The sequence below is a fragment of the Arthrobacter sp. CAL618 genome, assembly GCF_000468215.1.
In the GTDB taxonomy this organism is placed as follows: domain Bacteria; phylum Actinomycetota; class Actinomycetes; order Actinomycetales; family Micrococcaceae; genus Arthrobacter_D.
Map to the genome: position 1 here is coordinate 12,904 of NZ_ASZW01000115.1, position 13,504 is coordinate 26,407.

The 13,504-nt window shown below is 64.1% G+C and carries 13 protein-coding genes and 1 pseudogene; 9 read left to right on the forward strand and 5 right to left on the reverse strand.

The window, feature by feature from the left end:
* Together K728_RS23150 and K728_RS0107230 are read right to left on the reverse strand one after the other, a co-directional pair.
* Positions 1–85: hypothetical protein (locus K728_RS23150; protein ID WP_443110942.1), on the reverse strand; the 85-nt coding region annotated here is incomplete at its 3' end.
* A gap of 183 nt (positions 86–268) precedes the next feature.
* Positions 269–943, reverse strand: coding sequence for a pyridoxine/pyridoxamine 5'-phosphate oxidase (locus K728_RS0107230; RefSeq protein WP_019484112.1), 675 nt, complete (start codon positions 941–943; stop codon positions 269–271).
* A 40-nt stretch (positions 944–983) separates the two neighbouring features.
* On the opposite strand from K728_RS0107230, the gene K728_RS0107235 reads away from it, so the two are divergent.
* Positions 984–1,763 (forward strand): phosphatase PAP2 family protein, encoded by a 780-nt coding sequence (locus K728_RS0107235; protein ID WP_019484111.1) that lies wholly within the window; start codon positions 984–986, stop codon positions 1,761–1,763.
* Positions 1,764–1,771: 8 nt separating this feature from the next.
* Here the strand turns inward: K728_RS0107235 and K728_RS0107240 are convergent, their stop codons facing one another.
* Positions 1,772–3,040, reverse strand: coding sequence for a baeRF2 domain-containing protein (locus K728_RS0107240; RefSeq protein WP_019484110.1), 1,269 nt, complete (start codon positions 3,038–3,040; stop codon positions 1,772–1,774).
* Between the two features lie 41 nt (positions 3,041–3,081).
* Here K728_RS0107240 and K728_RS0107245 point away from each other — a divergent pair, with 41 nt between their 5' ends.
* From K728_RS0107245 to K728_RS0107255, 3 genes are all read left to right on the forward strand, one after another.
* Positions 3,082–3,756 carry a phosphoribosyltransferase gene (locus tag K728_RS0107245; protein WP_019484109.1) on the forward strand — a complete coding sequence of 225 codons (675 nt, stop codon included), beginning with the start codon at positions 3,082–3,084 and terminating at the stop codon, positions 3,754–3,756.
* 83 nt (positions 3,757–3,839) lie between these two features.
* The gene (locus K728_RS18755; RefSeq protein WP_019484108.1) at positions 3,840–4,088 is read left to right on the forward strand and encodes a hypothetical protein; all 249 of its coding nucleotides are present in this window, start codon (positions 3,840–3,842) and stop codon (positions 4,086–4,088) included.
* Between the two features lie 146 nt (positions 4,089–4,234).
* Positions 4,235–4,891, forward strand: coding sequence for an alpha-ketoglutarate-dependent dioxygenase AlkB family protein (locus tag K728_RS0107255; RefSeq protein ID WP_019484107.1), 657 nt, complete (start codon positions 4,235–4,237; stop codon positions 4,889–4,891).
* A 14-nt stretch (positions 4,892–4,905) separates the two neighbouring features.
* Here the strand turns inward: K728_RS0107255 and K728_RS0107260 are convergent, their stop codons facing one another.
* Positions 4,906–5,433 (reverse strand): mycothiol transferase, encoded by a 528-nt coding sequence (locus tag K728_RS0107260; protein ID WP_019484106.1) that lies wholly within the window; start codon positions 5,431–5,433, stop codon positions 4,906–4,908.
* Positions 5,434–5,470: 37 nt separating this feature from the next.
* Positions 5,471–6,205 (reverse strand): FadR/GntR family transcriptional regulator, encoded by a 735-nt coding sequence (locus K728_RS0107265; protein WP_019484105.1) that lies wholly within the window; start codon positions 6,203–6,205, stop codon positions 5,471–5,473.
* A 156-nt stretch (positions 6,206–6,361) separates the two neighbouring features.
* On the opposite strand from K728_RS0107265, the pseudogene K728_RS18760 reads away from it, so the two are divergent.
* The 5 genes and pseudogenes from K728_RS18760 to K728_RS0107300 all read left to right on the forward strand — a co-directional run bounded on the left by K728_RS18760 (position 6,362) and on the right by K728_RS0107300 (position 13,129).
* Positions 6,362–7,592 (forward strand): annotated as a pseudogene (locus K728_RS18760) (alpha-hydroxy acid oxidase).
* Positions 7,593–8,068: 476 nt separating this feature from the next.
* Positions 8,069–8,401, forward strand: a complete 333-nt coding sequence (locus K728_RS0107280; RefSeq protein ID WP_035747490.1) for a hypothetical protein — start codon at positions 8,069–8,071, stop codon at positions 8,399–8,401.
* A gap of 210 nt (positions 8,402–8,611) precedes the next feature.
* Positions 8,612–10,606 (forward strand): S-layer homology domain-containing protein, encoded by a 1,995-nt coding sequence (locus K728_RS0107285; RefSeq protein ID WP_019484101.1) that lies wholly within the window; start codon positions 8,612–8,614, stop codon positions 10,604–10,606.
* Positions 10,607–10,680: 74 nt separating this feature from the next.
* Positions 10,681–11,172: a heme-degrading domain-containing protein gene (locus K728_RS0107290; RefSeq protein WP_019484100.1), complete on the forward strand. Its 492-nt coding sequence runs from the start codon at positions 10,681–10,683 to the stop codon at positions 11,170–11,172.
* Positions 11,173–11,497: 325 nt separating this feature from the next.
* On the forward strand, positions 11,498–13,129 hold the full coding sequence (locus K728_RS0107300) for a ribonuclease J (RefSeq protein ID WP_083850977.1): 1,632 nt from the start codon (positions 11,498–11,500) through the stop codon (positions 13,127–13,129).
* Positions 13,130–13,504 lie beyond the last annotated feature (375 nt).

Below are 13,504 nucleotides of genomic sequence, written 5' to 3' on the forward strand. Positions count from 1 at the left end.
GTCCACGGTTAGGCTCAGCCCCGCCGGCCCCGGAGGGGGCGATCACCAGCACCTCGTCGCCTCGCGCCGCGAAATGCTCGAGCATTTTCTGGACGGAATGGGTTACCCCGTTCACGGCGGGCAGGAATGTTTCAGCAACAATCACGATCCTCACACCCCCACGGTGCCACCGCCGGATTGGTCAGAGGTGACGGGCGGGTGTCCCCGATCCGAAGGGTCGGTGAACAGCAGGCGACGACGACGACGGGTAGCGGCGGCCCGACCGACCCTACGGCCAGAGCAGGGCCCGTGACCAGCCGTCGCCGTCACTGGCATAGCGCAACCGCAGGTGCCGACGTTCGGGGTCGGCCTGCCAAAACTCGACGGTGTCCGGGACCACCGTGTAAACCGTCCAGGTGGCCGACCCGGGAGCGGCAGCTTCACCGTCGAGGGCGTCGAACCGATCCAGCTGGGCAGCGACGGCGGCGTCGAGTTCCTCCCGATCGCGCAGGCGGCTGCTCTGCTCACCGGCGAGCACCAGCGCTCGCGCCACCGGGTGGCGGCGGCGGAAGTCGGCGTCGTTCTCCTCGACGCCCGCGGGGCGAACCTTGCCCCTGATGCGGATCTGACGGCCCATCGTGGGCCAGAACAGGGCCAGGGCGGCCGCCGGGGAACCCTGCAGTTGGCGGCCTTTGGGACTGTCGCTGCTGCTGGCGAAGGAAAACCCCTGCTCAGTCACGTCTTTCAGGATCACCACTCTGGCGTCGGGGAGGCCGTCCCGATCCACCGTTGCAACGGTGACTGAATGCGGTGCCATCACCGCGGCATCGACAGCAGCCGCCAGCCATTCATGGAAGAGGTGCACCGGCGAATCCGGCACGGCTGCAGGATCGAAGTGAGGCAGCTCATCGGGGAAGACCGCGACCCCGTGCACCAGGTCGCGCAGTGATTGGTGATCATTCATCCCCTCAGCCTAGGCCCCGCCGTCGCGTTAGAGTCGACCAATGACATCCGACAAGGACCATTTCGTTGGCGGCAGGGATTACACCCGCTGGACCACCCCGGTGGGACGGGTCACAGTGCGCTGGGTGCGTGCCCTGGCCCGCTGGGTCGGACCGCGCTGGGCCATGCTGCTGATCCTGGCGGTCGGCGTCGGCATCGCGGTGTCCCTGGCCCTCGCGTCGGCCGAAGTGTATGAGGCGGTCGCGGAAACGGATGGGATTGCCGTCCTGGACCAGCCGGCCCTTGATGCGTCAGTGCAGCTACGTAATCCGGTCCTCGTGGCGCTGGCGAGCGGTTTCACGTTCCTTGGCGGTCCGATCATGATGCCGCTGCTTACCGCCGCCGCGATCGCCGGCCTGTGTTTTCGACGCCGGTCCCTGACACCGCTGGTCCTCGTGGCGGTCGCAGCCTCCGGGTCGCTGCTGATGACCGTGCTGGGGAAAAATGCGATCGGACGGCTGCGCCCACCGCTTGAGTTTGCGGTCCCACCGTACGAATCGTCGCCGTCGTTCCCGAGCGGACACACGCTGAACGCCATGGTGATCAGCGGCATCATCGCGTACCTGCTCGTGCTGGGGGCGCACCGCAATCGCTCACGCGCCCTGATCATCGCTGGCGCTCTGATATTCACCCTTTTGATGGCCGCCACCCGGGTCTATCTGGGCCACCATTGGGTCACGGATGTGGTGGTTGCTGCCACGCTCGGCCTCGGGTGGCTGGCAGTGGTGATCACCACGCATCGGCTCTGGCTCACAATCTCCGACCCGCGTGAGCCCACCTAGCCGGACCGCTACGGGGTGGTTGGTCCGAGTGGCCAGCGCAGGAGTGCTGCAATCCGGTGCGGGTCGAGCGCCCCGGGCGGGAACAGCACGACGTCGGCGTCGGTGAGCGCGGCGGCGCGAAGGAGAGCCGAGGGCGCTGAAAGGGTACCGATCAGACGGGCGCCGGAAATCTCGTTCGTCGAAGCCGCGATCCAGGGTTCGGCGGCGAGCGCCAGCAACCGCTGCTCGTCCCAGGCGGAACGCTCAATCAGGAGAGTCCCCACCTGACCCTGCTGAAGCGCATGAACCACAGCACCCAGTCCTGCCACAGACTCGGGATGCTCCCTTCCCTGCTGGTTCTCGAAACGCTCCAGCAGTTGCTGCTGCTCTCCAGCGACACAGGCAGCCACCCGCGACGACACCTCCCGGGCAAACGCATCCCGGTCAGCCCCATCCGTCCGGGTGTGGCTCTCTACCACGCTCAGGATGGCCCGGCTCGCCTCCGACAGCTGTTCTGCCACGAGGTTCCGCGCCCGGATATCGCCGGCGAGGATCAGCAGTTTCGCGCGGCTATTCCGCACCACCCGATCAATTTCATCGGCAATTTCCCCCGCGTTGGCGCGCCAGATGTTTTCGGTCCGGTGCAGATACCCACCCTGTGACGTGCCACCGCCCGGGATCTTCTTGAGGTTTTCGGTGGACCCTTCCACCTCGGTGCTTTCGTCGTCGGACCTGTTGACCCGATGCAGGTGGATGGTTCCGCCGTCGCGGCCCGCCTCCGCCACCACATAGGCAAACTCCTGGGGGCGGTGCCGGACCAGGGGCACCAGGTTGGGGACGGGGCCGACGTCGTGCACCTCCTGCATCACCAGCCGGCCTGGGAGGAACTCGTCAAATGCCACCTCGCCGTCGTTGACCAAGAGGAATCGCGCCACGGGGTCTGGCAGACCCTTTGCCGAGCTGCCGAGCGCGGCGCCGACCGCCTGGATATCCTGCCGGCCTGCACCGGCCTTGTGGAGGGCCGCGGCGATCGCGTCGGGGCGTGCGTCATCGGCGTGGAGGGAGTCCCCGGACCCGGTACTGGCGTCCATATAGATGGTGCACCATGGGCCGGGTCGTTTGTACAGGGCGCTATGGGAATGCAGTGCTGCAGTCATCTCACCCCACCCGATTTCCACTCGCGACGGCCGCGCTGCGGCTCCCATGACGGTCTTCCTGTGGTGTCCCGCAGCTTCATGGCGGGCCTCCTGGTTCCTCCGGTGATCGACTTTGACCTCGCCGGAAATGTAGGGTTGCATTCGGTTTACCACTCTTCGCCTCTGATGAACAGACCCAGACGATGCGCAGCAAGTCCGCAACACCCCGAAAGTTCGACGACAGGCAGGACGCCGGCCGCCAACTCGCCCACGCTCTCCTGCCGTTCGCCGGTTCCCCCGGGCTGCTGGTCCTTGGGCTTCCCCGCGGAGGCGTGCCGGTCGCCGCCGAGATTTCGGCGGCGCTGAGCTGCCCGCTCGACGTCGTTCTGGTCCGCAAGATCGGAGTGCCGGGGTTCGACGAGCTGGCCATGGGTGCTGTCGCAACCGCCGGCGGTAGCCTCAGCACCGTCCGCAACGAACGAGTCATTGCGGGCCTGACCGGTGACGGCAACGCAGCCTTCGAGGCGGCGATCGCCCCCGAACTGGTTGAACTGGCACGCCGGGAGGAACTGTATCGGGCCGGGTTGCCGCCGCTGGAGATCGCTGGGCGGACCATCGTCATCGTCGACGACGGCGTGGCCACCGGCGCCACCCTCCGCGCTGCCCTCCACGCCGTCCGACAGCTCCGCCCAGCCCAACTGTGGGTGGCAGCCCCGGTCTTCCTCGGACACTCCCTTGCCGGAATCCGTCCGCTGGCCGATCAGACGTTCTGGCTGTGGGACGCGGCGTCGCTCGGATCCGTCGGGCAGGCGTACCACCAGTTCGGGCAGGTGCCCGACGACGAGGTGCAACGACTCCTGCTGCGGCCCCCGGAATAAAAACTACCCATCGAGGGGTTGACATAACTAGATTGCTGGCAGTGGCCAGCCCCCTCCCGCACGTCACAACCTAAAGGACCAGCATGCCCACGGCCAGCATCAACGCCGAACCCTGCCGCACCGACCCCACCCCCGGCGGTGGCAGCCGCATCCGCAGCCTGCGTTCCCTGAAGCGGGGTGACCGCATCGAGGCCCGGCTCCAGCGCGAGGTGCTCTACCGCGGGCAGGTCGAGGAAACCGCCCCCGGACTGGGGACCGTCTGGATGCGCGACGACGCAGTGGATACCCGGTTGGCGCTCAGCCAGGACGACTTCACCTTCTGGACCACCTAACCCGCCACCTTCCTCGGCGCCCCGTTGCCCGGAGCCCGTTACCCAGCCCGTTGCAGAAACGGCCGAAAGGCCAAGACCTGCCGCTTGCACACTGCGGTTTCTGGTCCTCCGGGCCGTTTCTGCTAATGATCGGCCACAATTGAGGCATGGATTCCTTACTGCCGCGGGAACGAATCGAACCCGCTCCGGGCGCCGTCCACCTACCCGGCTGGCTCAGCCTCGAGCAGCAACGCGAACTGGTTGTCGCGTGCCGCGGGTGGGCGGCAGGGCCCGTCCCGATGCGGGCCGCCCGCATGCCCAACGGATCGATGATGTCGGTCAAGACCGTGTGCCTGGGCTGGCACTGGCAGCCCTACCGGTACACCAAGACCGCCGACGACGCCGGTGGCGGCCAGGTGGCCGAGTTCCCGGAGTGGTTGGCCCAGCTGGGCCGCGATGCAGTGACCGCTGCCTACGGCGGTCCGAACAGTTACGCACCCGACGCCGCCCTGGTGAATTTCTACGATGATGGGGCGGCGATGGGAATGCACCAGGACAAGGATGAGCGGTCCCCCGCCCCAGTGGTTTCCCTGAGCATCGGCGACTCCTGCGTCTTCCGCTTCGGCAACACCGAGACCCGAAACAAGCCCTGGACCGACCTTGCCCTCGAATCAGGTGACCTGTTCGTCTTCGGAGGCCCTTCCCGTTTTGCCTACCACGGTGTACTGAAAACCCAGCCGGGAACCAGCGATCCGGCACTTGGCCTCAAAGGCAGGCTGAACATTACGCTCCGCGAAACCGGGCTCACCGCACCCCGCGCCTAGTCCGGATCCAGACCCTAGTTCTCGTCCTGGGTCAGCAAACCCCGCACATAGGCCGCCTGTCCGACGTGCTGCATGCAGTCTTCGATCACGCTGACCAGTCGGACCTGAAGCGTCACGGGAGGGTTCCAGGAAGTGTCGACGATCCGGCTCAGGTCCGCCTCGTCGAGCCCGGTAACAAACTCCAGCGTGCGTGCGTGCACGGCGTCGAAATAGTCGACCAATAGGTCAGCACTGGCGGGGCGAACTTTACTGACCTGTGCCGAGGAATGTCCGTACCCCGTGTCCGATTCATCGAGGTCCAGGGCGAAACGTCCAGCCCAACCGCCGACGACCCATAATTCCGGGAGCGCTGCGGCGTCGGCAATGTGGTTGTCCTGGACCCGCGCCAGATGCCAGACCAACCAGGCGATTGAATTTCCTGCCGCGCTGCCGGGGCCGGCGGGTCTGAACGCCAGTTGACTCGGGTCCAGACCGGTGACGGCCCTGCGCACAGCGTCCGGAATTCTTCCGTAGGCCTCTTCAAGGGTTGCCGTTGCACTCATCGTGTTGCCTCCGTCTATTCGTCGCGTCGTCCCTGAGTTATAAACCCGCTTCGCGGTAGAAGCCAGCGATATGGTCGGCGATCAGGACTGAGGCATCCGGCCCCGGCGAGCGGGCGGCGTCGTCGTTGTCGTCGTCGTCGGCGGCGTTGTTGCTGTTGTTCCCGTCGGCGATCGCCTGAAAGATGGCCCGATGCTCGGCTCGCAAGCGTTCAACAGTGCGGGTCCAGTCCGGCAGGCGGCTGGTTAACTCCAGCGTGTAGGACTCGATCGACCCGCGAAGCGAGGACATCATCGCGCCGATCAGCACATTCCCGGCCGCTTCGGCGAGCGCCACATGAAACAGGGCATCGAGGCGGAGGAATTCGGCGGCCGCCAACCCGGGATTGTCCATCTCATCCAGGAGGTCCTCGGCGACAGCCATGGAGGGCGCGGTGGCTTGTGCCTGCCCGACGGCCCAGGTTTCGAGCAGCAAACGCGTTTGGACTATGTCTTCCACTGGAAGATGCGAACTGGCCACGTGGAAGCGAAGAGCTGCGCCGAGCGCCACGGCAGGGTTTGCGGTGATCACTGTGCCAGCACCAGGGCCTGACCCTACCCCTGCCCGCACCACCCCCATCGCCTCAAGGACACGGATGCCTTCCCTGGCCGATGCGCGGGACACGTTCAATTGCTCAGCAACCGCGCGCTCGCCTGGCAGCCGCTGGCCAACGGCCAGCCGACCCGCAGCCAACTCGGCTTCAATCCACGACAGCACGAGCTCATGGTTACGCATGCACCAATAGTAGTCAGCGGTCGGACCACAGGGACAAAGCACGAAGGCGCAACGCAACCGCTGGCAGCTATCAATGCTTGCGTGGCTGGGCCGGGTGACGGTAGAGTCCACCAAAAGCCCTGTGGTCCGACCACACCGGATTGAAGCGAGGTCAGCATGCCATCCCAGATTCCCCCAGCACTCAAACGACGCATCCCGAAAGTCAAGGACCTCGCCCCCCTGATGCAGTTCAAGAAACCTGAACTGGGCGCTGCTGCCCGGTTGAGGCGCGCCAGCACTATCTGGGATCTCCGTGATCAGGCCAAGCGGCGCACTCCTACCGCCCCCTTTGACTACACGGATGGCGCGGCGGAAGCGGAAATTACCTTACGGCGGGCCAGGGGCGCATTCCTCGACCTGGAATTTCGGCCCGGCATCCTCCGCAATGTGGAGACGGTTGACACCTCGGTGTCCGTGTTGGGTCAGCCATCCGCCCAGCCCTTCGGCATTGCCCCCACCGGTTTCACCCGGATGATGCAGTCTGAAGGCGAATATGCCGGTTCGCAGGCGGCCGAGGCCGCTGGCATCCCTTACACGCTGTCCACCATGGGCACCGCCTCCATCGAGGATGTGGCTACGGCAGCCCCGAATGGGCGGAACTGGTTCCAGCTCTACCTGTGGACCGACCGGGACCGGTCAATGGAATTGATCAGCCGCGCCGCCAAGGCGGGCAATGACACCCTTATGGTCACCGTCGATACTGCGGTGGCCGGGTCGCGGCTTCGTGATGTGCGCAATGGCCTCACCATCCCGCCAGCACTCACCGCGAAGACGGTACTGGACGCGTCCTACCGGCCGGCCTGGTGGTTCAATTTCCTCACCCATGAGCCGTTGGCTTTCGCCTCGTTGTCCCGCTATTCGGGAACCGTGGCCGACCTCATCAATTCCATGTTCGATCCCACCCTCACCTACGAGGACCTTGACTGGCTCCGTGAGGTCTGGAAGGGCAACCTGGTGGTGAAGGGCATTCAGACAGTCGACGACGCCAAGAAGGCCGTTGACCACGGAGTGGACGGAATTGTGCTGTCCAATCACGGCGGTCGCCAACTGGACCGGGCACCAATCCCTTTGCATCTGCTCCCGGACGTCGCGGCCGCACTGAAGGGCAAGACGAACATCATGCTCGATACCGGCATCATGAGCGGCGGCGACATTGTGGCGGCACTGGCTCTCGGCGCCGACTTCACCCTGATTGGGCGGGCCTACCTGTACGGGCTGATGGCAGGCGGANCGAGCCGGTGTGGACCGGACCATTGAGATCCTCAGCAAGGAGACCGCGCGGACCATGCAACTGCTCGGCGTAAACCGCGTGGAAGACCTCAACCCCGACCACGTGCGACTGCTCTAGCGGCTCACGCTGCTCACGGGCGGCTAGTCTCGCGGGAGCTTGCGGTGCGCTTCAGCCTGCTGGTTCTTGCCGTCGTTGTGCGCCTTCGACCCCCTCTTGACGAGGTCGGCGTATTCCCTCATCGACCGACCACTGCGATTGTGCGGTGCACCCCCGAACCCTGGAAGGTCCAGCGCACACACTGGCCCGGACCGCTCCAGGTGCGGAGCAAGCTGTTCGAAGTAATAGGATGAGACGCCAATACCGCAGACGAGTACGAACGGGTGCCGACCCCGAGCGCCGACGGAATTCACTCGGGTCCAGAGTTTCCCGCTATACACGCGGTCGACGCGAATTCTTTCGTCTTTATTTCTGGTCACGTCCTATTAACGACGATAAAACGTTCAAGTGACAGATTTGGGGCTAGTATCAATCTTGAAACCCGCTTTTTGCGGGTTTCATCGACTACTGGGACCAAGCGAATGGAGCACCAGCGGATGAATTATCCGTTGCAGTACCGGCGTGCTCGTGCGCTGGTTTACGCGGTACTCCTGTTCTGGGTGTGGGCCTGGCTCGGCAGCAGCTTCTTCATCGCCAGCCTCTTCGGATCCCCTGTTCACGCGCTGCTGGCAATGTATGCCCTCAGCGTCGCGGTCCTGGTCTCAATTCCCGCATTACTGCTGGCCGTAGCCCGCATGCTTCTCACTCGGACGCGCGCGCAGACAGGCAACAGAGTTAGCCCCGTGGTGACCGATCTGAGTGCGCGGCGCTCCTCTGAACCAGCTCCCACCCACGAGCCTGACTGGTGGTTCTCGGACAAAGCGTCCTGAGTTTGGCAAAACCTGCGGGAATCCTTCGGGTATTTCGGAAAGACTTTGCCAAATTGGGGCGGTCCTCGTAGTAATAACAAACCATACTTTTGAGGTGACCTTTAGAGGTTCGGCGCTTGTGCGTGCCGAACCTGTTTTGTGTGTAGGACCTCCCGGGATCTGCCGCAAAGCGGTCAAGTCTCTCGCCCCGGTTGAGTTAGGAACAAACATATGCGCGTCTTCAGGCGATCCGCCGCGGCTCTGACCGCCCTGATCCTCTTGGCATCAACACTGCCCACCATGACCGCAGAGTCCGCCACGGCCGCCCCTCTCGCGCCAGCGGAAACCTCGGTCGTTGAGCCGGCGCCAGCAGATCCCGCGGAAACCGCGTTGGTTGAACCGACCGCGCCGGCGGCAACCGCGTCCGAAGAACCAGCTGAATCGACGTCAGTCACGCCCGAAGAGCCTGCAATCGTCGAACCGGTCGAACCAGTCGACTTGACGTCAGTTGACCCGAACAGCAAAGACATCTTCGACCAGGTAGGCGGCGCCCCGCGCTCCATACACACCTACGAACCCGGCTATGACTTCGAAACCAACGGACAGCCCCTCGGACTCCAGCGTGAAGGCGCCGCCACCGCGGAGCCGCAGGATGTTCCAGCCAACATCGTCCCCGCACAACGCCAGGGCACCATCAAAGTCAAGCTGGTCACCGTCAAGCTGGCCGACAGTTCGAGCACGGTCTCGATGCCACACGCCATCAATTCGGTGAATGTTTCAAGCAACTATTGGAAGTCGATGTCCAACAACCGGCTGTCGATGGCGGTCACCTCCCAGGTGGCGGGACACAAGACCAAGGCACGCTCCACCTGGTCCTACAACGACATCATGAACCAGGTCACCAACGAACTCCGCTGGACCTACAGCCCGTACACCGCACTCGTTGTCTTCATCCCGACAGCCCTGCAGGGCGGGATTCTGGGTTACGGCTGGAGCAGCAATGGCACCAGCGGACGAATTCTGATGCCGCAGTACAGCAACTTCACCACCAACGTGGTGACCCACGAATTTGGGCACGTCCTAGGGCTCATGCACGCCGACGCACTGCAGTGCCCCAATGGCCAGAGTGACGTCCCCTCCTTCACAGGAACCGGCTGCTACATCCGCGAATACGCCGACACCATGGACCTGATGGGCTCCGCCCAGTGGTTCCAGACCCCGGCGATCAGCTCCAGTTTCTGGGATTACGGAAAGTTCGGCCGGGGAGACGAAATCCGCAATGTCGGCGTGGCAACAGGTCGTAAGAGCTACACACTGACACCGTGGGCGGGCACCGCCTCAAACCGGGCCGTGAAGTTCACTGATCCCCGATCCCGGGAGGTCTACTATCTCGAATTCCGGGCACCGGTGGGCTACGACAAAGCGCTGGCCGTCAACGGAAACTTCGGAGTGAAAATTGTCCAGCTAGGCGGTGCTGCTCCGAATGCATCGTTGGTCCTGATGCCTTCCACCAAACCGTTCGCCGGCTACTACGCTCCTAACCACGCCTGGAAAGCTGGCAGGACCTTCACCACTCACGCCGGAACCTCTGTCACCATCAACGCGCTGTCCACCTCCTCTGCCACGGTAACCATTGATGCGGGGTTGCCGTTCAAGGACCTTTCGAAGACCGGATTCCGCACCCAAATTGAATGGCTCCACGCCAGGAAGCTGGCCACGGGTTGGGCCGACGGCACCTACCGGCCCTCCGCCACCATGAACCGTGACGCCATGGCAGCGTACATCTACCGGCACGCGGGCAGCCCATCCTTCACCGCACCGGCACGAAGCCCGTTCAAGGACGTTCCGACCACCAGCCTGTACTACAAGGAAATCGCCTGGATGGAAGCCGTGGGCCTCACCACCGGGTGGGGCGACGGCACCTATCGTCCGCTGCAGCCCATCAGCCGGGACGCAATGGCCGCGTTTATGTACAGGTACACGGCAGACGCCTGCAATTTGGGTGGTGCCGCCGGGTTCACGACCCCCTCGACCGCGCCCTTCGCAGATGTCCCACGGGGCACCGAGTTCTACCGGGAGATCGCCTGGATGAAGCAGTCCGGCGTTTCCACTGGCTGGAACGACAGGACCTTCCGCCCGCTGGAAAACATCACCCGCGAAGCGATGGCTGCTTTCGTCCACCGGGTCGACGGCGTGCAGCGCCAGCTCGGCGGCTGCCGACTCTGACGGCTCCCCCCGAAGTTCCGATTTTTCCCGAGGGAGGCAGGTCTCAGGCCTCCCTCGGGGAGTACGTTTAGGTCATGGCCCCCTTGAAACCGGCAGACCCGCAACTATCTGAACTCATTGCACTGATCGAACTCGAGATTGCCGAACTCCAGTTTCCCCATTTCACCCTCGAGGACGCGCTTTCTCTGGGCCTGCGTCTGGTGAAGCTCGGCACCGACCGAGGTCTTCCGATCGCCATCGACATCAGCCGACCCGACCAGGTGTTGTTCCATGTGGCGCTGCCGGGCGCCACCCCCGACAACGAACTGTGGGCCAGGGCCAAGGCCCGTACCGCCGCGCGATATCAGGAACCGTCATACCTGGTTGGTCTGCGTGCCCTGGATAGCGGGGCCCGGATGGAAGACAATCCGCTCTTCGACACCACAGTCTTCGCGGCCCACGGCGGGTCATTTCCCCTCTATGTGCGGGGCGTGGGAGCCGTGGCAACGGTGACCGTATCGGGACTCCCCCAACGTGATGACCACGATCTGGTGGTCGAAGCTCTCCAAGGACACCTCCGGCACTAAATACGGCTGGGTAGCTGTCCGTCCAGTAAGGTAAATAAGTGGACTTCTCCCTCGACATTTCGGCAAGCCGCCTCGCCGCTTGCAAAATGACTCCGCGGCGCGTGCCGCGGTCGCCCGCGAGGTCCACCTATGGCGTTGTAGTGGGAGTCTCCCGCTACCCGGTGATCGGCAGTGTTGCTGGCACCAATGAGGAAGATCAGATTTCGGCCAGTAACGGCCACCTGGCGGCGACCCGCTGCTCGCACATATCAATTGAAAACGAGTCAATACTGTGAATACCAACAAGACCACCCTGAACGCTCCGCCAGCCTTGGCGAAGGGCAGCATGCGCATCGTCGCCCTGGGAGGGATCGGCGAAATCGGTCGCAACATGACCGTGTTCGAATTCAACGGCAAACTGCTGATCGTGGACTGCGGGGTCCTCTTCCCCGAGGAAGTTCACCCCGGCGTCAACCTGATCCTGCCTGATTTCTCAGCGATCCGCGACCGGCTGCAGGACGTCGTCGGCGTCGTCCTGACCCACGGACACGAAGACCACATCGGTGGTATCCCGTATCTTCTGAAGGAACGGGCCGACATCCCCCTGATCGGGTCCCGCCTGACGCTCGCGTTCATCAAGGCCAAACTCAAGGAACACCGCATCAACCCGAAGACCATTCAGGTCGAAGAGGGCACCAGGAAGCCGATGGGTCCGTTCGACCTTGAGTTCCTGGCCGTGAACCACTCCATCCCTGACAGCCTCGCCGTCGCCATCCGTACCAGCGCCGGAACGATCCTGCACACCGGCGACTTCAAGATGGACCAGTTCCCCCTTGACCGTCGGATCACCGACCTCGTGGGGTTTGCCCGGCTGGGGTCCGAAGGCGTTGACCTGTTCCTCACCGACTCCACCAACGCGGACGTCCCCGGTTTCACCACGTCGGAAAAGGACTTGCTGCCAGCGATCGACACGGTCTTCCGGACCGCTCCCCGCCGCATCATCGTCTCCAGCTTCGCCAGCCACATCCACCGCATCCAGCAGGTCATCGACACCGCGCACCGGCACCACCGCAAGGTGGCGTTCGTGGGCCGATCGATGGTCCGCAACATGACCATCGCCCGGGAACTGGGCTACCTCACCATCCCTCGCGGCATCCTGGTGGACTTCAAGAAGCTGCAGCAGTCCGATGACCACAAGGTGGTCCTCATCTGCACCGGGTCGCAGGGCGAACCGCTCGCGGCTCTGTCCCGGATGGCCGGAGGCGACCACGCCATCCGCATCGGCGAAGGCGACACAGTGTTGCTCGCCAGCTCACTGATTCCTGGCAACGAGAACGCCATCTACGGCGTTATCAACGCCCTGACCCAGCTCGGCGCCAATGTGGTCCACAAGGGCAACGCGAAGGTACACGTCTCGGGCCACGCCAGTGCCGGGGAGCTTGCGTACGTCTACAACATCGTCAAGCCCCGCAACGTCATGCCGGTACACGGCGAATGGCGCCACCTCAAGGCCAACGAGGCGATCGCCGTCGCCACCGGCGTCGACCCGAAGTCGGTGCTGATCGCCGAAGACGGCGTGACAGTTGATCTGGTCGACGGTAAAGCCACCATCTCAGGGAAAATTCCGGCTGGGCTGGTCTTCGTCGATGGTGACAGCGTGGGCCACACCACCGAGGACACCCTTGAGGAACGTCGCCGCCTTGCCGAAGAGGGCGCAGTCACCGTGCTTGCCATCATTGATGCGAAGACCGGCGAAATGGCTGAGCCGCTCGAGTTCTTCACCAAGGGCTTCGAGTGCAGCCAGGAGGACCTTGACAAGGCGTCCGATGCCATCGAGAAGTCGCTGGCGAATCCAGGCGGCCGACGTGGCGGCGGGAACAACGATCCTGAGGAAGTCATTGAACGGGCCACCGCTTCGTGGATGCGCCGGTTCTACAACCGGACTCCAGTGGTGACCGCGATCGTCGTCGACGCCTAAGCACCGGTCCCAGGCGACCGAACGACCCGGAAGCAGTCCCAGCCCGGCCTCGCCGCGCTATGGTGTCGACCTTTCGGGTGTGCTTCGTGCGCGGCAGTCTGGTTCGGTCCTTTCCTTGTGGTCGCCGGGCTCACCCCGGCGGCCTTGGGGGCTTTGGGGGCCCTGGGTGCCTTGGCGGAGAAGCTGAGTTACACGACGTTTCACCATCGGTGGGTTTTCGGGCCGCCGGAGGGCCTGCCAGGCCAGCCTTTGTGCGGCGCGCCGTCTCGATGACGCTCGTTGCCTGGGGTGGGTATAGCTGCCGACGCGCTTCTACAGATCCTCCGGGTCCCGACCGTACGGCGCCATAGTTCGTTCTTCGAACTCGGCTCGCCG

Coding starts and splice junctions, on each gene's coding strand:
- K728_RS0107230 (WP_019484112.1), bottom strand. CDS start 943: ATGAATGATCACCAATCACTGCGCGACCTGGTGCACGGGGTCGCGGTC.
- K728_RS0107235 (WP_019484111.1), top strand. CDS start 984: ATGACATCCGACAAGGACCATTTCGTTGGCGGCAGGGATTACACCCGC.
- K728_RS0107240 (WP_019484110.1), bottom strand. CDS start 3,040: ATGCAACCCTACATTTCCGGCGAGGTCAAAGTCGATCACCGGAGGAAC.
- K728_RS0107245 (WP_019484109.1), top strand. CDS start 3,082: ATGCGCAGCAAGTCCGCAACACCCCGAAAGTTCGACGACAGGCAGGAC.
- K728_RS18755 (WP_019484108.1), top strand. CDS start 3,840: ATGCCCACGGCCAGCATCAACGCCGAACCCTGCCGCACCGACCCCACC.
- K728_RS0107255 (WP_019484107.1), top strand. CDS start 4,235: ATGGATTCCTTACTGCCGCGGGAACGAATCGAACCCGCTCCGGGCGCC.
- K728_RS0107260 (WP_019484106.1), bottom strand. CDS start 5,433: ATGAGTGCAACGGCAACCCTTGAAGAGGCCTACGGAAGAATTCCGGAC.
- K728_RS0107265 (WP_019484105.1), bottom strand. CDS start 6,205: ATGCGTAACCATGAGCTCGTGCTGTCGTGGATTGAAGCCGAGTTGGCT.
- K728_RS0107280 (WP_035747490.1), top strand. CDS start 8,069: ATGAATTATCCGTTGCAGTACCGGCGTGCTCGTGCGCTGGTTTACGCG.
- K728_RS0107285 (WP_019484101.1), top strand. CDS start 8,612: ATGCGCGTCTTCAGGCGATCCGCCGCGGCTCTGACCGCCCTGATCCTC.
- K728_RS0107290 (WP_019484100.1), top strand. CDS start 10,681: ATGGCCCCCTTGAAACCGGCAGACCCGCAACTATCTGAACTCATTGCA.
- K728_RS0107300 (WP_083850977.1), top strand. CDS start 11,498: ATGCGCATCGTCGCCCTGGGAGGGATCGGCGAAATCGGTCGCAACATG.